Genomic DNA, 23,515 nt, shown 5'->3' with positions numbered 1-23,515 from the left:
GATCGGATGCGATTTGCAATGACCTCCAGCCCCACCAGCGATGAGCGATTCAATCAGCACCAGCGATAAAACCGAGGTAGCGATCGTCGGCGCCGGGCCGATCGGGATCGAATTGGGCGTCGCACTGAAGCGTGCCGGTGTGGCGGCCGAATTGTTCGACGCAGGCCCTATCGGTCAGACCATTTCCTGGTGGGCTCCGCAAACGCGATGGTTCAGCAGCAACGAACGGATCGCGATCGCGGGTGTGCCGCTATTGACCGTCGATCAATCCAAAGCCACACGCGAGGAATACCTCACTTACCTGCGGTCGGTTGTGTCCCAGTTTGGATTGAGTGTGCATCCGTATTGTCCGGTGGTGGACGTCCAGCGGCAATCGGGCGGACTTGGTGTGACGACCAAGCCGGGTGGAGAGGTCCGAACGTGGATGGCTCGCGCAGTTGTACTGGCGATCGGCGGTACCGATCATCCCCGGCGACTGGGAATACCCGGTGAAGACCTGCCGCATGTCGATGGTTACCTTCGTGAGACGCATCGGTATTTTGGACGCCGCGTGTTGATCATCGGAGGACGCAACAGCGCGATCGAAGCGGCATTGCGATTGCACCACGCCGGCGCAAAGGTAGCGCTTAGTTATCGAGGCGAAACGCTTCCCGAAGATGGGATCAAGTACTGGCTCCGCCCGGAGATTAACGGTCTGCTAAAGGCCGGACGGATTGAAAGTTTGATGGGCACCGAAGCTGTCCAGATCAAGTCTCGATCGGTCCATCTGCGGAAGATCGATTCGGGGGAGCCGATCGAAGTTGCTGCCGATGATGTGCTCAGTTTGATCGGTTACTCCCAAGACAAGACACTCCTGAGGTCAGCCGGTGTGCATTTGATCGATTCGGTCCAGCGTCCGAAGCACAACGAAGCGACGATGGAAACGAATGTCCCCGGTTTATACGTTGCCGGAACGGCGATCGCCGGCTCGCAAACCAGTAAGTACAAGACCTTTCTGGAAAACTGCCACGATCACGTCGACAAGATCGTTTCGCATCTAACGGGGCAATCGGTCGAGACGTCGCGGGAGTATGAATCTCAAATCACCGCACAGCCGGAGAGCTAGCGCGTCATCACTTGTTCGCGATGACGCGGTGAAAATGCAAGCGGACTTCTTGGTCAACCACCCGGCGGACACCTTCGACCAGACAGGCAGGTTCATTGTCCCGCTCCCCTTCGGCGATGATCGCCTCCAGGTTGGTTCCCGGATCGACGCTGAAGGTGCGTTGATTGATCGTCTGGTTGCCGGCATCGAGTTCCGGGATGATGAAATGGCATGTCGCGCCGTAGCTGAGCATCCGGCCGGCGTAGGCATCGTGGTAGGGGCGAAAACCGGGAAATCCGGGCAGCAATCCGTGGTGCAAATTGATGATTCGGCCGCCGGCGAACTGCCAGCAGGTGCTCGGTGGCAGGACTCGCATGTAACGGGCCAACACGACGTAGTCGACGTCGAATTTGTCGAGGACATCGACCATCGCCCGATCATCGGCGGCCCCGCTGGCGTCACCAATCAATTGGAAGGGAACGCCAAATTCCTCCGCCAGGAATCGCAATTTCTTTCGATTGGAGATCACCACGGCCGGAATCGCGTTAATTTTGCCGTCCTTGATCGCCTGCAAAACGGCTCGCGGTGTATGTTCGACAAAGGTGCAGCAGATCGCCAGGCGGGGCACCTCGTGCTGGCTGGGGCTCCAAACGCGTATGGCCAACCCGGTGTGCTCGCCGATTTGCATCATCGCCGACTTTAGCAGCGGAAATTGCGACTCTTCGATCGAAATCCGGCACAACATGGCGAACAATTGCTGATCGTCATGGTCATACATTTGGATTTCGGCGATGTTGGCCCCTTGGCCGGTCACATAGTGGATGATGGGGTCGGCCAACCCCACGTTGTCAGGGCCCAGTGCGGTGATGACGACTTCCATTAAAATGCTCCAGCTGCTATCCAGTCTCTTGCGTCAACAGATGCATCGTTTACACAAAAACGTCACTCAATGCGATACCTTCCGTGAATGTGCCAACGCGAGCGATCCGTCTGAAACGCAGCCAAGTACCTGACGGCGAAATCCTGTGCGACCACTGCACCGCGAAATGCTGCCACTATTTTGCGTTGCCGATCGACGAGCCGACGACGCGGAAGGATTTCGATTACATCCGCTGGTACCTGCTACATGAGCGGGCGACGGTTTTTGTGGAGGACACGAGTTGGTACCTGCTGGTCCACACGACCTGCAAACATCTCCGCGATGACCATCGTTGCGGTATCTACGAAACCCGGCCACAAATTTGCCGAGACTACACGACCGACGAATGTGAGTTCGACGACGACTGGTGCTACGACCAATACTTTGAAACGGCCGAACAGATCGACGAATATGCCGACGGATTGTATGGTCCACAGTTCGCCGATCCTAACCAGGTCGATCGTCAAACGCTACGGCGGCGACGTTCCGTTGGCCTGCCCGTCGTCGGCTGACCGAAAGCCGTTGTGATCGTCCGATCGCCTACGTCTGGTTCAACGATGTCGCTCGATTCGCTTACCGGCATTCGCGATTCGCTGTGTCAGTGTTTCATTTTCCATTTCCCGAACCATCCCATTCCTTGTCTTTGATTTCATGTCTTTGATAAAACCTCGAACCCTGAACGGATTCCGCGATTACTTGCCATCGGTGATGATCCCACGCGAAAGGCTGATGGAAACCGCCCGAGGTGTATTCCGGTCGTTCGGGTTTGCGCCGATCGATACGCCGACACTGGAATACTTAGAAATCTTGACCGGCAAAGGCAGCGACGAAACCGACCGGCAGATTTACCGATTCGAAGACAACGGCGGTCGAGCCGTCGGTATGCGGTTTGACCTGACTGTTCCATTGGCTCGGTTTGCGGCCCAGCATATCAACGAACTCGGCACGCCCTTCAAGCGGTACCACATCGCACCGGTATGGCGAGGTGAACGTCCGCAGGCGGGGCGCTATCGCGAATTCATTCAGTGTGACTTTGACACGATCGGAACCACCGGCGTGATGGCCGACATCGAAACGGTCGCGGTGATTGATCGATTGCTCTCTCAGATCGGCTTCGAACGATTCACCATCAGCATCAACAACCGCGGCGTCCTGACGGAACTGTTGCGGCACTTAGAGATGGAAAACAAAACGGTCGAGTTGCTTCGTGCCCTCGACAAACTGGCCAAGATCGGGCGCGATCGAGTCGCCGCCGAAATGTGTGACACCGCGGGCGTGACTGCAGCCCAAGCCGACAAGGTGTTGGCACTGGCCGAACTTAATGGTGATGCCGAATCGATCTTTCAGCGACTACCCGACTTGGTTGGGCCCGGCGAAGCGGGGCAAGCGGCGATCGAGCGTCTGAAAGACGTTTATCAAGGCGCGTTGGCCGCCGGTGTGCCCGCCGAACGAATCAAGATCGATGTCTCGATCGCACGCGGGCTGGATTATTACACCGGGATGATCTTTGAGACGACCCTGGACGACTTGCCAAAAATCGGCAGCGTTTGCAGTGGGGGACGGTACGACAACCTGGCCGGGCTTTATACCAAGCAACACCTGCCTGGGATCGGTGCGTCGTTGGGGCTCGACCGTTTGCTCGCGGCAATGGAAACGCTCGACTTGCTCGGCGATGCCAAGACACCGGCCGATGTTTTTATCGCTTATTTTGATGCCGACCGGCGCGACGATTACTTGGCTCTGTCGGCGGCGCTCCGCGACCGCGGGATCTCGAACGAGATTTACCCCGAACCGAAGAAGTTAGGTGCGCAGCTGAAGTACGCCGATGGGCGAGGATTTAAAATCGCCATTGTCGCCGGCGCCAATGAATGGTCCGAGGACCGCGTGCAGGTCAAGACGTTGGCGAGCAAGCAGACGCAGGATGTGAATTATCGGCATGACCAGTCCGACGATCTGGTGCAGGCGCTGAAGCAAATCCTTGCGGGCGAGGTATAATCTTAAGTGGCTCTCGCCTCGCTTCTTTTCTAGTTCCAAAGCCCTGATGGCCTATGTCGACTGCCGCACCGTCTTCGAATCGACAGTCTCGCTCTAACGCCGATCAATTGATCGATGATCGGATCGAAGAAGCTCGGCGAGCCTTGTGGTGGAGCGAACTGACTCGGGCGGTTCTGAAAATCGTCATCGGCAGTATGTCGGCACTGCTGGTTTGGCTCGTTGTCGATCATTGGATCTATGCGCCTTCGATGGCCGTTCGGCTGGTCTGCTTTCTCGTTTTTTTGGGTGTCATCGCATGGTACTTGGCGCGTCGGACGTGGCCGCTGATCACCCAGCAAATCAGCCGCGAGTACGCCGCTTGGGCACTCGAAAAAGATCACCCCGACTATCGCCAACAACTGACCAGTTACGTCACACTGAAAGCAGACTCGCCCCAAGGCATCCGGGCGCGAGTGGTCCAAGCGATCGGATCACGCGCCGCATCGCTTCTAAAGACATACGACGTACTGCCCGGTGAAGCGACGGGAACGTTCCGTTGGTGGATCGCCACGGCCGCCGTGTTCGCTTTGCTGGCGGCTTATATCGTCGCCTCGCCGAAAAGTTCCGTCGCTTCGGCAAAGCGGTTGGGGGCACCGCTTTCTTCGGTCGCACCTGCAAAGCGTGTTCAGATTCGTCGAGTCGCTCCGGGAAACGTTCAAGCGTTGGCAGGCAGGTCGATCGATGTGAGTGCGGAAATTGATGGCCTATTCAGTAATGAACCAGCGATCTGTTACGTCCAGAGCGATACAAACGAATCGTCGATCCCGTTGGTGTTCGAGACCGATCGTGACTTGTTCGTCGCGACGATCGAAATCGGTCATGCGGCAACAGGCTTGGTCAATTATCGCATCGAAGCTGGCGATGCGATCGCGGGACCATTCTCGATCAGAATCCAAAACGTCCCCGTCGTCGCCATCGAAAGTGTTCGCTACGAACCCCCGGCCTACACCGGTGCCCAGCCGCGGACGACATCCAGCCCGGCTATCAATACAAGCGATGGCACCAACGTGCGGCTGACCGCCAAAACGAATCATGCGGTTAAGCGTGCCGAGTTGGAACTGAACTGCAAGGAAGTCGGCGGTAAGATGCGTCCTACCGGCGGAACGATCAAGATGAAAATCGCCGATGACGGCGTGACGCTTTCGGCCGAGATGGTGATGCGAAGTTCGGTCGGGCGTCCTAATGCCGTCGAGCCTGAAAACTATCGCATCCGGGTTTGGGATCACGCCGACCAAACCAATCCCGAGCCGATTGTCTATCCGATCAAGATCATCCCGGACTTGCCGCCGGACGTGACGATCGTCGTACCGCGAAAATCACCCAAGGAAGTGCCTTTCGATGGTCAGCAAACGATCGAAGTCCACGCGATGGATGCGGACTATGAACTGGAACAAGTGAGTCTGAAAATCGTTCGTGGCCTGGACACCATCGTCGAACCGATCATTTGGAAACGTGAGGCTTCCGGCAAAGGAAACCAAGTCGCCGTCTATCGGTTTCGGCCCTTTCTGTATCGATTGGGCCCCGGCGATGTCGTTCGAGTCACCGCGACGGCAGTCGACAATCGTCAGATCCCCGGGGACGAAAGAGTCAAACCGAATCGTGTCACGACCGATCCGGTCGAACTGCGTATCGTCGATACCGACCCAGATCTTCCCGAAGACCCGACTGACAACGACGGACTTTCCAAACCCGATGATCGTCCGGCGACCAATGCCGATGGCGGTGACTCCGGCGAAGGCCAGCCGTCCGGCGGCGGTACGTCGGGCTCGGAAGGGACCGAAGGTGAAAGTTCTGATGAAAACAACGGCGGTTCGGGGCAGTCAGCGAGCGGTGCTTCCGGCGAGAACGAATCGGAATCCGAATCATCATCAAGCGATTCGAATTCGTCTGGTCAATCGGGTGAAGATTCCAATCCACAAGAAAATCCCTCCAATGATGTCGGCGATGAAACTTCCGACGGCAGCAGCGGAGGCAAAACGTCTAATTCGGGCGAATCACCGAATTCAGACAATGCGGATGGGAACGAGTCACCGGCAGCCGAACGTCAGGATCCTGGGGACGCAAGCACTGACCAATCGACATCCGGTGGCGATCAAGCTGATAGCACGATGAACGCTTCCGCCGAAGACGAGGCGTCCGGCGGGCAGTCAACTCAAAGCGAGACGAGCGACGGACAGCACCAGTCTGATAGCGCAGATCAAGATGGCTCGCAGGACGATGCCGCAAAACCGTCGGCACCGGAGCATGACGGCGAAGCATTTGAACGCATCAAAGATTATCTCGAACGTAACCAAAAGGACTCGCAGTCAGGTCAATCGGGATCGCGGCAAGCCGAAGAGAACCCAAATCAAAAACCCGAGAACTCCGATCAAGGCGGCGATCAGCAAGCGGGGTCGGAACAATCCCAATCGTCACCGTCATCGAGCGATTCTGGAAGTTCGCCTGATGGAAGTTCGCAAGACGAAACCGGCAATCGCGATCAACAAAGCGGCAGCGAGTCGTCGTCTGAATCTCAGGCGGGAACGCCCAAGGCTGATCCGTCGGCGGGTCAGGAGGGGGCGGGCGAGATGCCGAAGGATCAGTCACCCGAAGCCGCAGATTCAGAGCAGTCGGGGCAGCCAGAGTCGGGACAGCCAGAGTCGGGACAGCCAGAGTCGGGACAGCCAGAGTCGGGACAGACAGAGGATGCGAACTCCGACACTCGTCCGTCAACCTCGGAAAACACGCCAAGCGGTGATTCGAGCGGCGGTGAGCAAGGTAATCAAACCGGCGAAGATGATAACGGTTCGGATCAGGGGACACCCGCCGACGAGACGCCTCGTGATGATCCCTCGTCGTCGGCTCAGGACCGACCATCCGGCAGTTCTGAATCGTCGTCTTCAAGCTCGGGGCAACCGTCATCGGATTCGTCGCCACAAGCCGGCGATCAAACCAATCCGAATGGAACAGGATCGGCACCGGGCGAGGGCGACCGCGACGCCGAGCCTCCGCCGCCGCCAGATTTGGACTATGCCAAGAAAGCGACCGACATGGTGCTCGATTACCTGGACGAAAACCGCGACAAGATCGACGACGATTTGCTGGAAGAACTGAACTGGACGCCGGAGGATCTGGAGCGTTTCCGCAAACGTTGGGAGAACGTTCGCGACATCGATCAACCCACTGCGGATCCTAACCGAACGAGCGAAGCCGAAGATGCCCTGCGAAGTTTAGGATTGGAGCCTCGTGAGGCTCCGCAACGTAGTAACACGCGGCCTCGTGACACGATGCGTGACGTTCGCGACAGCGGTAACCGTCGCCGTGTGCCGGCGTCCATCCGTGATGCGTTCGACGCCTTTCGCCGCCGTTAGTCCCGACCGGGTCATTCCACGCATTCTGATTCACTCTCAACGAGCCCGGACGCTTACATCGTCGGAGCTAACGCTCGTCGCGGTATCTTGAACGAGGCGTGGTCTACTGGTTTGACTTGTTGATCTTTCTCATCAGTTTTTCGATTGCCTGTTTCTCTGAGGTTTCATCGAAGTCGGGGTTGGGACCGGGAATCGGTGCGCCGGTTTCCTGTCGCCACTGCTGCAGTTTTCGGTGCAAGCGATCACGGATGTCTGGGTGCATCTCTGCGAGGTTGGTTGTTTCACCGACATCATCCTGTAGATCGTACAGCTCGAGCGAACGGTCTTCGAAGTATTCATGAAGCTTCCATCGCCCGTCACGAATGATGCCGCATGGGCGGCTGCGATACAGAACGTCGCGTTGGCCGTCCATGCGGGCATAACTCTGAAGGTACGCCGGAAAGTGCCAGAATAGTGCGCGGTCGACGAACGCTTCAGACGTTTCGCCCGCCAACAACGGACGCAGGCTCAGTCCGTCGAGAGGTTGTTCGGGAAGATCCGCCCCGGTCATGTCACAAAATGTCGGATACAAATCAACGTTGACCACGGGGACGTCGCTCTTTGATCCAGGCTTAGTCACGCCGGGCCAAACGATAAACATCGGCTCGCGAATTCCGCCTTCGTAGTAGGTTCCCTTGTAGCCTTTCAGTGGATCCATTGAAGTCGCCGGACCGTAACCACCGTTGTCGCTGGTGAAGACGAAGATCGTATTGTCGGTTTGTCCGGCTTCATCGATCGCATTGACGATCTCACCGACGCCTTGATCGACGGCTTCGATCATCGCGGCCATCACGGCATGATTGTGCAGCATGCCTTTGGGTTTCTGCTGATACTTTTTCACCAACCCCGGTTCGCCCTGCAAGGGTGTGTGAACGGCGAAATGGGTGAGATACAAGAACCAAGGCTTTGACGAATCTCGTTGAATAAAATTGATCGCTTCTTCGCTAAGTCGACGCGTCAGATATTCGTCCTTCGGGGCGTCACGAAGTTCGGCGATCTTGCCATGCGGCGGATAGTAACCTTGCGGTGGGCTTCCGCTATGCGTGCCGGCGAAATTAAAGTCGAAACCATAGGGCAAGGGATCGTTGCTTAAGTGCCATTTGCCGATCGTCCCGGTTCGGTACCCGGCTTGTTTGACGCGGTGTGCCCAGGTTTCGATATCAGTTGAGAGCGTGTCCGTACCGGGGACATGCATCAAGCGACCATGCTGTTTTTTTCCACGTCGTTGGGTCCCGACGTTGTAGATCTGGTGCCGCGGCGTGTATTGACCGGACAACAAACACGCTCGTGAGGGGGCGCAATTGGCGGCACCGGCGTAAGCATCTGTAAACACCATCCCTTTGGCAGCCAACGCGTCCAGGTTCGGCGTCTCGTAATAATCGGTGCCCATGAAGCCTGCGTCACGCCAACCGAAGTCATCGAGGAAGATGAACAGCACGTTGGGACGTTCGGCGGCAGACGCCGGCGAGCAAGCGGGCAGGAAACAACCGATTAGTGCAATGACCAGAAGAACTGGGGTTTGCAGCGTGTATCGCATGGCAATCAAATAAGTGACCAAAGGGCGTTCGCTCATCGGCCGGAACACCTTGTCCGGTCGATCGTCGCCATCAGTCTAGCCCATCGGACAATCGCATGCTCATACGGCGGACTGTGACCGCATCGGCGTTAAACGGTCGGTTCGAGTCCCGACATTGTGGTTGTTCCGCTGGAGAAATCGCCGACCGGCAAACCGGTTTGTTGCAAGATCGAAACAAACAGGGTGGCCAGCGGATGGTTGTTCTTGGTGTCAAACGCCAAGTGTTGTCCGTGCTTAAAGCCACCGCCGCCGATCAATACCGGCAGATTGCGATTGTCATGATTTGACGCGTTGCCCAAGTTACTGGTCATCAAAACCGACGTGTGGTCGAGCAAGTTACCTGAAGGTTCTTCGAACGATGCTAACGACCGCAGAAACTCGCCGTAGGTGGCGACTAACTCGTCTTCGATCAACGCCAATTGTGCCAGCTTTTCCGGGTCACGCCCGTGGTGGCTAAGTGTGTGGTGTCCTTGGTCGACGCCTTCGATCGGCAGACGGTGATTGCTGCCGGGAATGTTCAGGGTGATGAAACGCGTTGAGTCGGTTTGAATGGCCAGCTTCATCACGTTCATCATCATCGAAAGACACCCGACGACATCGTTTTGGCTCGGCGGCACGGGGCGTTTCGCATCGACCGAAGGTTTGGGAAGCTTCGCCCAGCGCTCGTTGGCCGCCATGTGCTTTTCCAGTTCACGTACGCTCGTGAAGTAGGCGTCGAGACGTTGGCGATCGCCAGACCCGAGTTCACGTTCGAGTCGTTTGGCGTCTTCGCCGATTACGTCCATGATGCTGCGTCCTTGTCGAATTCGGTTCGCTTGTCGGACTTGCTCTTTTTCAGAATCATCGATGAACAATCGGGCGAACAGCGTTGCCGGTGAGCTTTCCGCGGAGATCATCGCCCCGGTGTCGGTGTATGACGGGCTTTGCGAGCCGCCGGTGCTAAGCACCAGCGATGGGAACCGCGTCGCTTGGCCAAGGTGTTTGGCCATCAATTGGTCGATCGAAATGGTATTCTTTGCGGCGCCTGAATTGCCGATTGGTGTCGCGGTCAGGATGCTCGCTTCTGCACGGTGCCCGTTGGAAACACCGGGGTGATGGGTCCCCGAGACGACGGTGAATTTTTCCCGAACGTCTTGCAGGGACTTCAGGTACCGCGATGTTTGGTAAGACTGGCCGGCGTCTTCGGGGAACAGGTTTTCGCCCAGCAGGCCAAGCCCGATCGAAACGGAAACAAAGCGGCGTGCCGGACGAGTGTCTTCGCTGGCACCCACCGATTGCATCGCCGATAACCATGGCAGCGCCACCGCGACGCCGCTGCCGCGCAACACCGTTCGCCGGTCGATCGCGTCTCGGGGGACCAACGTCGATTTCATTGCCGAACGCTTGGCGGTCGAAGGCAGTTTCAGTGACATGTTCCCACTCGCTATTTATTTAAGAAAGGTTGACTGGTCACGACCGCTTCGATCAGCGAACGCAAGCCATATTGGTTGTCTTCGGCGGCCGTCGCAATGGACTCCAGGTGATCGCGGTCGGAAAACGTGATCGGTGTCCCGGTGCCATACACGAGCAATTGTCCGGCAAAGTTCTTGGCGATCCGTCGAGATGTCGAAGCGGCCAATTCGCGAAATTCAACAAAGGAATCAAACTTGCGGCCATCGGGCATTTGGTATGACGCATCGATGTTCGGACCTTGACGATACTTGCCCGATTTCCGCACCAGATAATTCTCACGCCATTGTCCGGCGGCATCGAACATCTCGAGTGCAAACCCTGGCGGGTCGATTCGCTTGTGGCAAGAAGCACAGGAAACATCTTCACGGTGTTTGGCTAGCATCTCGCGGATCGTTTTGGCACCACGAACATCAGGCTCGATCGCCGGAACATTCTCCGGCGGATCTGGAATCGGGATTCCGAGTAAGCGATCGCAGATCCAAACACCGCGAACGACCGGCGAGGTATCCGTGCCGTTGGCGGTTACTTTTAAGATTGATCCATGGGTCATCAGGCCTCCGCGATACTCGTGATCACGAAGGTCCACTCGCTTCCACTCGGTGGGGCCGATTTCGACATCGATGTCGTAGTACCGCGCCAATCGATCGTTCAGCCAGGTGAAATCGCTATCGACCAGCTGTGACGCCGGTCGGTTTTCACTGATCAGCGTTTTCAAATAGCGACGAGTTTCACCCAACATCGCATCTTGAACGATTAGGTCGAAATCGGAAAACATCCGGCGATCGGGTTCGGTAAACGCGATGTCGGCAAGGTCCAACCATTGATCACCAAAGTCCGTTACGAAGGTATCGAAGTCTCGGCCGTCGAGTAGCCGTCGGGTATGGGTGATGATCGCGTCAGGGTTGTCGCGAAGTTGTCCCTTGTCGGCCGCTCGGCGCAGTTCCTCGTCCGGCATCGATCCGGTCAACAGATAACTCAATCGACAGGCGATCGCATGGTCATCAAGTTCACCAGGGGGCTCGGTGAAGTAGATCAATCGCGGAGAACAGAGGATCGCACGATACGTTTGCCGCAGCAGGGCGACCGGGTCTTGCTTAACATCCCAACCGGCCTCGATGATCTGCCGATAGGGGGCAAACGATTGCTCATCGATCGGGCGGCGAAAGGCTCGCGCGGCAAATCGTTTGGCTTGTTCGACCAGCGCCGCTTTGCCGGCCGGGTTATCCGGCGAAGCGTATTGCAGTTGCCATTGTTTCTTTTTGGGATGCCAGGTGACGTCGAGATCACCGAACAACGCCCGCCGCGTTTGATTCGTATCGCCGGCCGGATAGATGCGTTCGAGTTTTAGGTGGTGCATCGCGATGCCGGGAACCTTTTGCGGTTCGCCTTCGCCGAATCCGACTTGTCCACCGCGGAATTTCGCTTTTTTGAGTGTGTTGTCGGCGGGGCGGATTTCCAGCATGTGATCTTTCTCGATCCACGCATCAAACTGAAACGTTTGTGGCTTCTCGGTCAGTTCGATCGAACCAATCCAAAACATCAAGGCGGCTGTCGAAACGCACTTTCCACTGCGGATCGAGCACCACACGTTGCGGTCATCCGGTGGGTTCAGCGAAGACGCTTCGAGTGTGATCCGGTACCAGCCCGCTTCGTCAACAGTCGTCCGCGAAATACGACCATAGAACGCCATTGTCGACATCCAAATCACCGCCGCGTCTTCGCGGAGTTCAGGGTCGCGGTTGCGTTGGCCTTTGCGTTTGTTGGCGATACGGTTCGCCGGTAGATCGATGACCTCGGGGATGTCGGCGGTACGCAGTTTGGCGAAGGCCGCGTCCAATGCGGCGTCGACGACCCGCAGGTGATCTTCGAGATGATAATACGACATCGATTGGGCGTCGGCGATGTTGCGAAACCCGTCTACACGAGGCTCTTCGGGCATCAAGCGAGCAAGCGGAACGTCGATCGATAGTAGGTCACCCAAGGTTGCCGTCAGTTGATCGTTGGTGAGACGACGCGACAGCACTCGGCCATTCGACTGATGGTGACGATCTTGCGAGTTCTTGATCGCAGTGCGCAGGTCTTTGACAAAGGTTGCCCGCGTTTCGGAGTCGACTTCGACGTCTTCCGGCGGTGGCATCTCGCCTTGTTCGACCCGATCAAACGCACGGATCCAATGATGCAGGTCCTTCTCACTGGCGGCATCGGCAAAGATGTCAAGGTTGAGCGATCCGGCATTAAACCCACCTTCACCGTCGGGGCCATCGTGGCAATCCATGCAATGGTCGTTGACGAATGACGTCAGTGATTGAACGTCTTCTGCGGCCGAGCAAACGGTGCCGAGCGGAAAGCTGATCAGTAACAATCCAAGCGCGGCAGACGGCAGACCAAGCGCAGCGTACGGCCGACAAACCGGTGACCGGTCAGGAATGAAGCGTGACTTCATCGGGGAAGTTGTTCTGGTGGGAGTGGCGGGATCAGCCGGAAGTTCCTCTCCTATCGGGCGGACACTTCGGCGAGATCGGCTTTGCAGGCGGGACCGATCGACGGCTGACACTGGTCGTATTGTATCGCATCGGCCAGCAAAACCGAAATTCAATACGCTGATTTCAGCCAATTGCCACTTTGGCAGGGAGGTGCCGGGAACTTCAACGGACACGGTGACTTTGCAGCACGAATCGCCGTCTTAATCACAATAAAAGCACTAGCGATGACTTTGAATCGCTTCTCGAACGAGCACCGGATCAACGTCACCGACTAAATCCACCCGTCCGATTTCACTGGGCAGGATGAAACGCAACTTTCCGTGGGCGACCTTCTTGTCTCGCATCATCACCGGCAGCATCGCGTCGACATCGGCAGCGGGAAACGTGATCGGAAGCTGACAGCGTTTGAGCAAGTCGGTTTGCCGTTCCAATAACGATGGCTGGCAGAGCCCCAATCGAATCGCCAAGGTCGCCGCCATTTGCATTCCGATCGAAACAGCTTCGCCGTGTAGCAACGCCCCGTAGCCGGCGGTTGCTTCGATCGCATGGGCAAACGTGTGACCATAATTCAAGATCGCGCGGCGTCCGCTGGTTTCTCGCTCGTCTTCGCCGACGACGCTGGCTTTGGATTGGCAGCTTCGGGCGATCGCAAATCGCAGTGCGTCCTCATCGCGGCGGACGAGGGCTTCGGCATCTCGCTCCAAGCAATCGAAGAATTCCGCATCGTCGATCACGCCGTACTTGACCACTTCGGCTAGGCCACTGAGGTAGCTGCGGTCGGGAAGCGTCTTCATCGCTTCGGTGTCGATCCACACCAGTTCGGGCTGCCAAAACGCCCCCACCATATTTTTGGCTCCCGACAGGTTGATGCCTGTCTTGCCACCGACGCTGCTGTCGACCATCGCCAACAACGTCGTGGGAATTTGGACGAAACGGACGCCACGGGCAAACGACGCAGCGACGTATCCGGCTAAGTCGCCGATGACGCCCCCGCCGACTGCGAACACGACGCTTTTGCGATCGGCACCGCTTTGAAGCATCCACTCGAGCAACGCTTCGAACTGCTGAACCGACTTGCTCGGTTCGCCCGAAGGGACCTCAATCGAGTCGATTCGGTCGACCTCCGGTTGCAGTTGCTCGCGAAGACTCTCGCCTAATGCCGCCACCGCTTGGTCGCAGATCAGGACGGCATGCGAGAGGTCGCTGATCGATTTTTTCACCGCAGCGGCAAAACGCCCGGTTGCCGAGGAGACAATATGAATTGGATAACTACGGTCACCCAAGTCGACCGAAACAATTTTCTCTTCTGCTTCGGCGGTTCGATCGGATTCCATCTTGTGACTCGGTTTGGGCGGATTCAAGAAGCTGATTGGCGAGCAAGTTTACCCCATGCAATCTCATCCCGACGACCGGCCTGATTCGGAAACTCTGTCCGACGCCGAACATAATCTCGCGTCAGAAAACTCGTCGGCTGCCCAAGAAAGCTTGCCAGCCGAGGGGCACGTTCAACAGAGACATGCTGACAAGTACAACGATCCGCGTGTTCAGATCACCAGGCGAGGCATTTTGTTCGGCGTTGTCGTGCTCGTCTTTGGGATCGTCGGTAGCTTCATCAGCATCTGGGCGCGCAGGACGCAACTGGAAAAGACGACCGAGTTCTGGGGGGAGGATGTCGTGACGGCCTTTCAGTTGGCCGAGGAGGTTGAACTGCAGCCGATGTTCAACCAACCCGAGGCGAACGGTACCCCGGTCCGTTTAAGCGGAATGCCTGGCCTGGGACACCTGCGTCATGTTCTGCTAGATGATCGGAGCTACGCGTGGGGGTCGGTGACCCAGAAGGAGTTGGCTTCCGGTGCCAGTGACGACCCAAGCAGTGACGACTCAGCCAGTGACCAGTTGATCGTATTGCATTGGTCGGACCCCACGGCCGGGCGGTTTGAGGATTTGTCGGTTGCGATCGAGCTTGAACAGGGCTGGGTCGGAAAGCTCGGTGGGGGCAAAAAGGTGCAGCTGAACGAACGGTATCGTGAAGCGGTTCCGAAGTACCTCAAACGGATCGCCGACTTTGAACCGATTCGGGTGGAGAATCGAAAAGACCCGAACCCCGAGCCAGAGAGTTGACCTCAGGTTTCAATTCGTAGCGTCCGAATTCTGACCGGCTGAGTACAATTGAGTACTCGATGCCGTTCATTAAGGCGGACGGGCATGGTCACTACAGCGGTGGTCAACATTGCCATTGGGTGATCGTCGGAGAGTTAATGACCGACGCGATGTGCCGGGAAGTGAACCCACCGGGGTGAGTGCTTTGTTCCATTAGAAAATACGGGTGCGAGTTTTCAGCCGACGGGCGTTAGCCCCGATGCTTGCTCGGATACCGTGGCTAACACCATTCGGCTAATCCACAAATTGAACTGGGACGAAACACTAGTCTTTCATGTCAACACTTCGAAGCGCGTGCGAGGTGGCATCGCTTGGCAGCTTGACATCAGTGTTGCGTCGTAGATGCTTCATCGATCGGTATTTCGCAGGTTGCCCTGTGAGATAGCACGGATACGACCGGCATCGTGTGAATTGCACCGTTGTGATTGCGCGGTCGCGTATGGGTTGCCTCGTCGCATCAACGCCCGTGTTGATTACTTGTGATTCGATTGACTGTTATCAGGCCGCCGGAGCAAATTCTCTCGTCGGCTGATCCCGCCTTGCCTGTCCCTCCTAGTCTGTTTCAGCTTGTCTAATTTAGGAATCGAAGTCCGTGAGCACGAACGCTGATACGAACGAGCTCTCCGAAGAACCTGACGCGATCAGTGCGGCCGCACCGGCTTCCGCACAGCCTGCGGCGGAGTCCGAATCCGATGGCGGTGATGACTACAGTACTGACCGGCGTTTTGTCATGTTTCAAGCGATGCCGGCTTGGTTGGTCAGCACGCTGGTACATGTGTTGATCCTGGTCATTCTCGGATTGGTGTCCATTGCCGACCCGATCCAGATCGTCAACGTGCTGACGGCGTCGAGTTCACAGGACAACGGTCCGGAGGTGGAAGAATTATCGATCGAGGATTTCGATCCTGGCGAATTGGCCGAGTCTGAGGAAACCGTCGAGGAGGTCGAGATCACCGATCCGGTCGAGATGGTCGAACCCGTGGCAATGGAAACCCCGGTGATGGACATCGCGTCGGTGCCGCTGGAGATGAGCGATTTCGCCATCGACGTCGCACCGGCAGCAACATCGTTGCAGTCGATGTCGATGATGAACATGCGGCCTACCGACAGCCGTTCATCCGACATGAAGAAAAAACTGCTGCGTGAATACGGCGGTACCGAGAGCAGCGAAGCGGCTGTTACCGAAGCGTTAAAGTGGTTTTCCAGACACCAAATCAAAGTCGGCCCGAATGCGGGGGCCTGGACGTTCCAGCACGAAATTGTCTGCAAGGGCGCGTGCGGCAATGGCTGTACGAAAGAAGGCCGGGCCCGGCAACTCAATGCCGCGACTTCGCTGGCGCTGTTGCCATTCTTGGGGGCCGGTCAAACGCATATCAAGGGTGAATTTAGCGGTGTCGTGATGGCGGGACTGCGGTTCCTCGTCCAGAACGGAAAGCCGGGTAAAGAACGCGGACTGCCCTACATCGACTATCGGGCTGGCGGATCGATGTACGATCACGGTCTGGCAGCGATCACGCTTTGCGAAGCGTACGCGATGACCGGCGATCCTGAATTGGCCGGGCCGGCGCAGGCGTCGCTCAACTTCATTTCCGTCGCCCAGTGTCGTGACGGGGGATGGCGATATGGGATTCGCGACAGCGGTGGCGGTGACACCTCGGTAGTCGGTTGGCAGGTGATGGCGCTCAAAAGCGGTCACATGGGACACTTGATTATTCCTCCCAACGCCATCCAAGGGTCCGTCCTGTTCCTCGACAAGGTCGCCAGCGACAACGGTTCGATCTACGGCTACACCGGGCCGGTGACCAGTTTTCGCCCCGCTACCTCGGCGGTCGGATTGCTGTGCCGCATGTATACCGGATGGGATAAGAACCACCCAGGAATCAAGCGGGGAGTTCAGCACCTCGCCAAACGCGGCGTGCTAAAGAAAGACCTGTACTACGACTACTACGCCGCCCAGGTGTTGCGGCATCACGGTGGCAAAGAGTGGGATGAATTCAACACCGAATTGCGCGATTGGTTGGTCGAGACCCAAGATCAATCACGCGGTGCCAAAGGCAGTTGGTTTTTCCCCGAAGTCAAGCACCTCTCCGATAGTGGCCGACTTTGCCTGACTTCGTTCGCGACGATGATCTTGGAAGTCTATTATCGTCATATGCCGTTGTACGCCGAAGTCGCCGCCGAGGAAGAGTTCCCGCTTTAATCGTCAGTCTTGGTAGCGTTCGGTGCGGCGTCATTGGTTCGGCGCATTGCCGAACACGCTGCCGCTAAGTGTTCGTCGAGTCGTCTTCAGCAGGGGCGCCACTTCCGCGATTGAGTTCGAAGCGTCATACTGGCGGGCTTTTCCCCAGATCAGCCCTTCAGCGTGACAGGTACGGCATGTTTGAAGATAAAATTAGCTACAGCGGTGTCACGTTTGACGACGTGCTTCTGGAGCCCCGGTACAGCGAAGTCGTTCCCAGCGAAGTCGATGTTAGCAGCCATCTGACCAAACGCATTCGGTTGCAGATTCCGCTGCTATCGTCCCCCATGGACACGGTGACTGAAGCCGAGATGGCAATCGGACTGGCCAAAGAAGGGGGGCTTGGGATCGTCCATAAGAACCTCTCGACCGAGGCCCAGACTGAAGAAGTCTTGAAGGTCAAACGCTCGGCCAACGGGATTATCATCGATCCGGTGACCCTTCCGCCGGGGGAAAAGGTCGGTCGAGCAGCCGAGCTGATGGATCAAGCAAACGTGTCAGGGATCCCGATCGTTCATGAGGACGGAACCCTTGCCGGGATTCTCACCCGCCGCGACCTGCGCTTCCTGGAGGACCCAGATCTCCCAGTTTCCGAGGTGATGACCTGTGAGAATTTGGTGACGGGTACGGGGAATGTAACGCTTGAGGAAGCTGAGCGGATTTTAACGGCAAAAAGAGTCGAGAAACTCTTGCTGATTGACGAAGATAGAAAACTAACGGGTCTGATCACGATTCGCGACATCGACATGATGAAGCGATTCCCTCGAGCCTGCAAAGATTCGCAAGGGAGATTGCGAGTCGGGGCGGCGATTGGGGTCGGCGATCTGGTCCGTGCCGAGCAGTTGATCAAGCAAGGCGTTGACTTGCTGGTCGTCGATTCGGCGCACGGCCACAGTAAGAATGTGGTCGAAACAGTTCGTGAGATCAAAGCACAGCAGAGCTGGGATATCGATGTTGTCGCCGGAAACGTGGCGACGGCAGAAGGCGCCGAGGCCCTGATTAGTGCGGGGGCCGACGCGATCAAAGTTGGCATCGGTCCGGGGTCGATTTGCACCACCCGCGTTATCAGCGGCGTTGGTGTACCACAGATCTCCGCGATCATGCGAGCGACCGAGGTCGCCAAGAAACAAAACATACCTGTCATCGCCGACGGCGGCGTTCGCTTCAGCGGTGACATTACGAAAGCAATCGTTGCTGGTGCCAGCACCGTGATGATTGGCAGTCTGTTTGCCGGACTCGCCGAGAGCCCCGGCAAAGTGATCCTTTACCAAGGTCGAACGTTCAAAGCGTACCGTGGGATGGGATCGATGGGTGCCATGGTCAAAGGCAGCAGTGATCGATACCGCCAGAAGGGCGTGCAAGCTGGGAAGCTTGTCCCCGAAGGCGTTGAAGGCCGTGTGCCTTACAAAGGTCCGCTTAGCGACTACGTTTACCAATTGGTCGGCGGCTTGCGAGCGGGCATGGGATATTTGGGAACAAGGACGATCGAAGAGCTGCGGCGGGATGGACGATTCATCCGTGTCTCCGCAGCGACGGTAAGGGAGAACCATCCGCATGACATTGCGATCACGCAAGAAGCGCCCAACTACAGTCCCGACGTCGGGTCATCCGACCAAGGCTAAGGCCAGACTGGCGCGTCCGACACGGTTGTTGCTCGGCGCCCTGGTCACGTTTTCTCCGCTGAGCAGTCTTGGGCTCGGCGAACCTCTGTTCGCCCAACAGGCGATGGCACCTTTGCCGGTCGCCGCCCAACCCGCTGGCCCCCAGCAGGTGAACTCGCAGGGATCAAATCTGCGATGGCGGAAAAGTTCACGGGTCACGCCCGCCCCGGTTCAAGTTCCTGCGAACGATGTCTTTGCACAGCCGGCACGCAGCGATTCTGCAGCCAGTGTTAACTCTGCCGCCAGTATCAAACCGCCAGCGACGGTCAACCACACCGCCGCTCCGGTCGCACCGCAAGCTTACGCCGCACCGCAAACGTTCCCACAATCGCAGCGACGGACGGCTCAGTCCTCGATGACGCAACAACACGCGTCCGATCAGCAATTGCACGCGCGGCAGTTTATTCAGCGCGGCAGTGTTCAGTCAGCTTACCACCAGCAGGACAACGCGTTCGCCCAACAGTCTTCTGTTCGGCAAACCCGTCAGCCGGTGATCCAGCAAACCGCGCACACCGAATCGGTACCTGCGACCACGGCCGGTGGTTCCGGCTTAGGCCGACCTCAACGCGGACCGGTGGCAAATTACCGACGCGGCGTGGCCCCGATCGCTCAAGGCCAGCTTCAAGAGCGTTTGCCTCGACCGGAAGATTTCTTCAACGATCCGTTTGCCGATGGAACCAAGGCCGCTCCGCCTGCCAGCTCGGCTCGCATGGCTGCCGCCCCAATTCCGGTTCCGGACCCACAGGTCGACGAGGCGCCGGCGACCGGTGGATTTGGTCTTCCCGAAACAACGCTGCCGCAACAATCGACGCCAGCGAATCCGTTCCGTGGTCAAATGATGCCTGATCCGACGGCTCCGGCGACCGAGCAGATTCCACTACCCGATCAAGAATTGCCCGCACCGGCCGACGCGTCTGCGGGAAAATCCGAGCTTCGCGGATTGCTGAATGATCCCAGCCTGTTTCCCGAACAACAGGCCGATCGGCAAGCCGTCCCGCAGGAATCGGCACCCGCACCAGCCACCGAGAAGCCTCCGGTGCCGACCCCGGATACGTCGCCGGACGCAGCCGATTCGATGGACGGCTTTCGTTTTACGCCACCGGCGCAGCTTGATCGCCCTTCCGGTGAGGCGTCTCCGAGCGATCGTCCGACGGACGGGTTTCCCGGACGCGGCCGAATGAATGAGGAAGCCACCTTCGGCGAAACATCAATGTTGCGACCAAACGAACTGTCCTGCGAAGACTTTCGCGAACGGATTGCCCGGGAAACTATCGATACGATTTCGCTGGATCCAAGCCCACCGTTTCGTCCCGATTTGTTTGATCCGGAAGACTACGACAAACAACGGCAAAAGTTTGAAACGCGTCAATCGATTCGTCCTTGGAGTAACCTTGGCGGCCAAGAGATCGCACGTGGACGTCTTGTTGGCCTCGCGTACGAGCAAGTGATCATTGAAACCGAAGCTGGCGAACGAGAAGAAGTTCCCGTCAATCAGTTAAGCGAAGGTGATCTCGGTTATCTTGCCGACAACTGGGGACTGCCGAAGGAATGCTTGGTTGAGCAGGTTGCATATACGCCGCGAAACTGGACTCCGCTGACCATGACTTGGAAGGCATCCAACCTTTGCAGCAAGCCGCGTTACTTTGAACAAGTCAACTTGGAACGCTACGGCCACACTGCCGGTCCTTGGTTGCAACCGGTCGTCTCGTCGGCGCACTTCTTCGCCAACATCGCCGTGTTGCCTTACAAGATGGGAATTCATCCTCCTGACGAATGTGTCTACGCCCTGGGTTATTATCGCCCCGGTAACTGTGCCCCTTGGATCGTTCCTCCGGTGCCGATCAGTGCACGTGGCGCGTTGGCTCAGGGCGCATTCATGAGCGGTGCGTTTTGGTTGGTTCCTTAAAGGAACGCTGACCGACGACCGCAAGTGGATCGATCGTTTTTCTGACCGCAATGGCTTCCGATGTTGCAACTCGATCAAGTTGATCTGTCGAAACTAACGCGGCTCGCCGACGCGATGGTGGGGCGTTTACCGGAGCAGTTGACGATCGGGTTAGTGGGGACCCTTGGGGCTGGGAAGACGACGTTCACCCAGGCGATCGCGAAGGCGGCAGGGATCGATGCGAGCGACGTGACCAGTCCGACGTTCACGTTGCTTTCCAGCTATCAAGCGACCATGGCTGCCGGTCCGATCATGCTGCATCACATGGATGCTTATCGTGTGCATGACGAAGATGAGTTCTTAGCACTTGGCGTCGAGGAACTGTTCGACGCCCCACAGACTTGGGTGCTCGTCGAATGGGCCGACAAAGTCGAATCGGTGATGCCGCCGGAGACCCTATGGATCACCATCGAAGCGAGTGACCGCAGATGCTTTCGCTTTGAATGTCAAAACGCGTCGGTCCTATCGACGTGTGATGAAATTGTTCGTTCGTTGCTCTAACGCTCCGTCGAGACAAAATGTCTGGCGTGGCTCATCAGCCGACAGGCGTTAATCCCGGTTATTGCGCAGAAACCGTGTCTAATGCCGTTCGGCTGCTTTAGATTTTTGACGTCGAAGAAACACTACCAGCATGACGGCAAGCTGGCTCGTCGCACAAACCCGACGTGTCAGTTTGGCTACAATGACGGGGCGTTGTTTGGCGGCTTAGAGTCTGGCGGATTCGATTCGAGCTGATTCAACGTTTTCTCCACTCATCGAGCGTTTGAATGCTGAGACTAGTATTGATGGTAGTGTCGTGCGCGGCGTCGATTCAGTGTCGCGGGGAGGTGGTTTTTACGCTCAGTGAAGCGACCGTTCCGATCGGTGGCACTGGCCAGCTTGATGTTTGGGTCTCGACTTCCGGGACGACCGAGACTTTTGCGTCTCTAGAGTTTGAGTTGCTGACCAGCCCCGACCCGTACGCCAACCTTTGGTTTCAAAGCTCACAATCGGAATCCTTTGCGACGTCTCCAGACTACATCTTTGCGGGAGACAGTGAAGCGATCGCCGCCGACGAAGCGATCACGGATCCGTCCGGACAAATCCGCTTGGAGTTCGCGGATAGCACTTTAAGCAATCTGGACGTCACGTTATCGCCTGGCGAATCAAAACGAATGGCATCGTTGGGGATCCAGCACAACGGAGATTCAGCGGAAACCTTTTATGTCAGCTTTTCCGGATGGGTACGTCAAGCCGATGGAACTCCGCTGCAATACTCAAGCAACTTCGGTAGGGTCGATGCGATTACCGCGATCCCCGAGCCTGCGTTGCTGTCCGTAATTGCTTTTGCGTCTGTTCCGCTTTTACTTCAGCGCCGACGGGTGAATGCAAATCAATCGCACCTGTAGGGTGCCACGCACCTGTAAGGTGCCACCCACCATTTGCACATTGGAGATTTTTCTCGCGTGATTCCAGAGGACGTTCGGCAGTTATTACTTGCTTGCAATAATGTTGAGTCGACTCATCTGGTACCCGGTGGCTTGAGCGGTGGATCCGTGTTCCGATGTGTTGTCCGCAAAGACTCTGGTAGCCTTTTGGGCTCAACTGAAGCAGCCGCTGGTTTTGCTCTCAAATGTTGGCCCGCGGGGGCGTCAATTCAACGTGTCACCCAAATTCACCGAGTCGTATCAGAGCTGGCAATTCGGACTCGGATCATTCCGAAATACAGAGCGGCTCTCAACGGGCAGACTTTGGTAGCCGATCAACAGGGGCGACTCTGGGAGCTGGCCACATGGGTCAACGGTCAGCCGATCGCTCAGGACGCAGATTGGGAGCTCGTTCGAAAAGGTGCTCAGGCAATCGGTTTGGTTCATCGGACGCTCCGCGAACTCAAACCTTGGCCTGCTCTGTCCCCGTCGGCCGCGATCGAGGAACGACTTGATCGGATTCGCCGGGGCTCTGTCACCCTGCAGACTTGTCTTGCTAGCAAGACAGTGGGGTCTGTCCCCCAGGAGCTTTGCTGGCGCGTTTCCGATGCCTGTCATGTGCTGCGGCTACATTGGGAGCGGAAATGCCATCAAATTGGTGCCGAACTGGGAGAGTTTCGCGGCGTTGATTTGCCACAACATTGGATTCTTCGCGACGTTCATCAGGAGCACCTGTTGTTCGACGCCGGGCAGGTCACCGGTATCATCGACTTCGATGCGATGAGGGTCGATTCACCCCTTGTCGATTTTGCCCGCTGGTTGGGGAGTTTCCAGTGTTTTTGGCAGGCTCCGGCCCAGATCGCCGAGCAAACGTTGGCGGAATGTTCTCCCGGCACGCCATTTCCTGCACTACCAGCAACTTCTAGTAAACTATTGGTAGCGATTGCCCGTGCTTCACTATGGATTAGCTTGGCAAATTGGGTCGTCTGGTTGATAGACGAGTCACGACAATTTCCTGATTTAGACCGTGTGCAACGGCGACTTGGTCGATTGACCGATTACGCCTCTCGCGATGCAGAACATTGACGTTTTTTGTCCTCGACAAGTAAACTTCGGGGGCAACAAAAATGATAGTGCGAGCGATCATGAATCGAACCGATACCCCTA

At 57.0% G+C, this 23,515-nt stretch carries 16 protein-coding genes; 11 read left to right on the top strand and 5 right to left on the bottom strand.

What is annotated here, in order from left to right; translation table 11 throughout:
* Positions 1-40 precede the first annotated feature (40 nt).
* Positions 41-1,105 carry an NAD(P)-binding domain-containing protein gene (locus FYC48_RS01945; protein ID WP_149495005.1) on the top strand — a complete coding sequence of 355 codons (1,065 nt, stop codon included), beginning with the start codon at positions 41-43 and terminating at the stop codon, positions 1,103-1,105.
* Between the two features lie 7 nt (positions 1,106-1,112).
* Here the strand turns inward: FYC48_RS01945 and FYC48_RS01940 are convergent, their stop codons facing one another.
* A complete protein-coding gene (locus tag FYC48_RS01940; RefSeq protein ID WP_149495004.1) occupies positions 1,113-1,964 on the bottom strand; it encodes a formyltetrahydrofolate deformylase in 852 nt (283 codons plus the stop codon).
* An 83-nt stretch (positions 1,965-2,047) separates the two neighbouring features.
* Here FYC48_RS01940 and FYC48_RS01935 point away from each other — a divergent pair, with 83 nt between their 5' ends.
* The 3 genes from FYC48_RS01935 (at position 2,048) to FYC48_RS01925 (ending at position 7,387) form a co-directional block, all read left to right on the top strand.
* Positions 2,048-2,515, top strand: coding sequence for a YkgJ family cysteine cluster protein (locus FYC48_RS01935; RefSeq protein ID WP_230779467.1), 468 nt, complete (start codon positions 2,048-2,050; stop codon positions 2,513-2,515).
* A 145-nt stretch (positions 2,516-2,660) separates the two neighbouring features.
* Positions 2,661-3,998: a histidine--tRNA ligase gene (hisS, locus tag FYC48_RS01930; protein ID WP_149495794.1), complete on the top strand. Its 1,338-nt coding sequence runs from the start codon at positions 2,661-2,663 to the stop codon at positions 3,996-3,998.
* Between the two features lie 53 nt (positions 3,999-4,051).
* Positions 4,052-7,387 carry a hypothetical protein gene (locus tag FYC48_RS01925; protein ID WP_149495002.1) on the top strand — a complete coding sequence of 1,112 codons (3,336 nt, stop codon included), beginning with the start codon at positions 4,052-4,054 and terminating at the stop codon, positions 7,385-7,387.
* 103 nt (positions 7,388-7,490) lie between these two features.
* Here FYC48_RS01925 and FYC48_RS01920 read toward each other — a convergent pair whose 3' ends face one another.
* The 4 genes from FYC48_RS01920 to aroB all read right to left on the bottom strand — a co-directional run bounded on the left by FYC48_RS01920 (position 7,491) and on the right by aroB (position 14,271).
* A complete protein-coding gene (locus FYC48_RS01920; protein ID WP_235034025.1) occupies positions 7,491-8,999 on the bottom strand; it encodes a sulfatase in 1,509 nt (502 codons plus the stop codon).
* 92 nt (positions 9,000-9,091) lie between these two features.
* Positions 9,092-10,414: a DUF1552 domain-containing protein gene (locus FYC48_RS01915; protein WP_390622098.1), complete on the bottom strand. Its 1,323-nt coding sequence runs from the start codon at positions 10,412-10,414 to the stop codon at positions 9,092-9,094.
* 11 nt (positions 10,415-10,425) lie between these two features.
* On the bottom strand, positions 10,426-12,897 hold the full coding sequence (locus FYC48_RS01910; protein ID WP_235034024.1) for a DUF1592 domain-containing protein: 2,472 nt from the start codon (positions 12,895-12,897) through the stop codon (positions 10,426-10,428).
* A gap of 258 nt (positions 12,898-13,155) precedes the next feature.
* Positions 13,156-14,271, bottom strand: coding sequence for a 3-dehydroquinate synthase (aroB, locus tag FYC48_RS01905; RefSeq protein ID WP_149495001.1), 1,116 nt, complete (start codon positions 14,269-14,271; stop codon positions 13,156-13,158).
* Between the two features lie 55 nt (positions 14,272-14,326).
* Between aroB and FYC48_RS01900 the strand changes: the two genes are divergently transcribed.
* From FYC48_RS01900 to FYC48_RS01870, 7 genes are all read left to right on the top strand, one after another.
* A complete protein-coding gene (locus tag FYC48_RS01900; protein WP_149495000.1) occupies positions 14,327-15,058 on the top strand; it encodes a hypothetical protein in 732 nt (243 codons plus the stop codon).
* A gap of 631 nt (positions 15,059-15,689) precedes the next feature.
* A complete protein-coding gene (locus tag FYC48_RS01895; RefSeq protein ID WP_235034023.1) occupies positions 15,690-17,297 on the top strand; it encodes a prenyltransferase/squalene oxidase repeat-containing protein in 1,608 nt (535 codons plus the stop codon).
* Between the two features lie 176 nt (positions 17,298-17,473).
* Positions 17,474-18,958 carry an IMP dehydrogenase gene (guaB, locus tag FYC48_RS01890; RefSeq protein ID WP_149494999.1) on the top strand — a complete coding sequence of 495 codons (1,485 nt, stop codon included), beginning with the start codon at positions 17,474-17,476 and terminating at the stop codon, positions 18,956-18,958.
* A complete protein-coding gene (locus FYC48_RS01885; RefSeq protein WP_160149277.1) occupies positions 18,891-20,903 on the top strand; it encodes a hypothetical protein in 2,013 nt (670 codons plus the stop codon). Before guaB ends, FYC48_RS01885 begins: the two co-directional genes overlap by 68 nt.
* A gap of 60 nt (positions 20,904-20,963) precedes the next feature.
* The gene (tsaE, locus tag FYC48_RS01880; protein ID WP_149494997.1) at positions 20,964-21,443 is read left to right on the top strand and encodes a tRNA (adenosine(37)-N6)-threonylcarbamoyltransferase complex ATPase subunit type 1 TsaE; all 480 of its coding nucleotides are present in this window, start codon (positions 20,964-20,966) and stop codon (positions 21,441-21,443) included.
* Positions 21,444-21,709: 266 nt separating this feature from the next.
* On the top strand, positions 21,710-22,330 hold the full coding sequence (locus tag FYC48_RS01875; protein WP_149494996.1) for a hypothetical protein: 621 nt from the start codon (positions 21,710-21,712) through the stop codon (positions 22,328-22,330).
* Between the two features lie 57 nt (positions 22,331-22,387).
* Positions 22,388-23,434: a phosphotransferase gene (locus FYC48_RS01870; protein ID WP_160149276.1), complete on the top strand. Its 1,047-nt coding sequence runs from the start codon at positions 22,388-22,390 to the stop codon at positions 23,432-23,434.
* Positions 23,435-23,515: the final 81 nt, after the last annotated feature.

The sequence above is a fragment of the Roseiconus lacunae genome, assembly GCF_008312935.1.
Classification (GTDB): domain Bacteria; phylum Planctomycetota; class Planctomycetia; order Pirellulales; family Pirellulaceae; genus Stieleria; species Stieleria lacunae.
The sequence above is the reverse complement of the archived record's forward strand: the minus strand, read 5'-3'. Positions and strand labels throughout refer to the sequence as shown.

Bases quoted from the DNA above. Each gene is read 5' to 3' on its own strand.
- guaB (WP_149494999.1), top strand. From the start codon at position 17,474: ATGTTTGAAGATAAAATTAGCTACAGCGGTGTCACGTTTGACGACGTG.
- FYC48_RS01920 (WP_235034025.1), bottom strand. From the start codon at position 8,999: ATGAGCGAACGCCCTTTGGTCACTTATTTGATTGCCATGCGATACACG.
- FYC48_RS01910 (WP_235034024.1), bottom strand. From the start codon at position 12,897: ATGAAGTCACGCTTCATTCCTGACCGGTCACCGGTTTGTCGGCCGTAC.
- FYC48_RS01915 (WP_390622098.1), bottom strand. From the start codon at position 10,414: ATGTCACTGAAACTGCCTTCGACCGCCAAGCGTTCGGCAATGAAATCG.
- FYC48_RS01940 (WP_149495004.1), bottom strand. From the start codon at position 1,964: ATGGAAGTCGTCATCACCGCACTGGGCCCTGACAACGTGGGGTTGGCC.
- FYC48_RS01885 (WP_160149277.1), top strand. From the start codon at position 18,891: ATGACATTGCGATCACGCAAGAAGCGCCCAACTACAGTCCCGACGTCG.
- FYC48_RS01925 (WP_149495002.1), top strand. From the start codon at position 4,052: ATGTCGACTGCCGCACCGTCTTCGAATCGACAGTCTCGCTCTAACGCC.
- FYC48_RS01945 (WP_149495005.1), top strand. From the start codon at position 41: ATGAGCGATTCAATCAGCACCAGCGATAAAACCGAGGTAGCGATCGTC.
- aroB (WP_149495001.1), bottom strand. From the start codon at position 14,271: ATGGAATCCGATCGAACCGCCGAAGCAGAAGAGAAAATTGTTTCGGTC.
- tsaE (WP_149494997.1), top strand. From the start codon at position 20,964: ATGTTGCAACTCGATCAAGTTGATCTGTCGAAACTAACGCGGCTCGCC.
- FYC48_RS01900 (WP_149495000.1), top strand. From the start codon at position 14,327: ATGCAATCTCATCCCGACGACCGGCCTGATTCGGAAACTCTGTCCGAC.
- FYC48_RS01875 (WP_149494996.1), top strand. From the start codon at position 21,710: ATGCTGAGACTAGTATTGATGGTAGTGTCGTGCGCGGCGTCGATTCAG.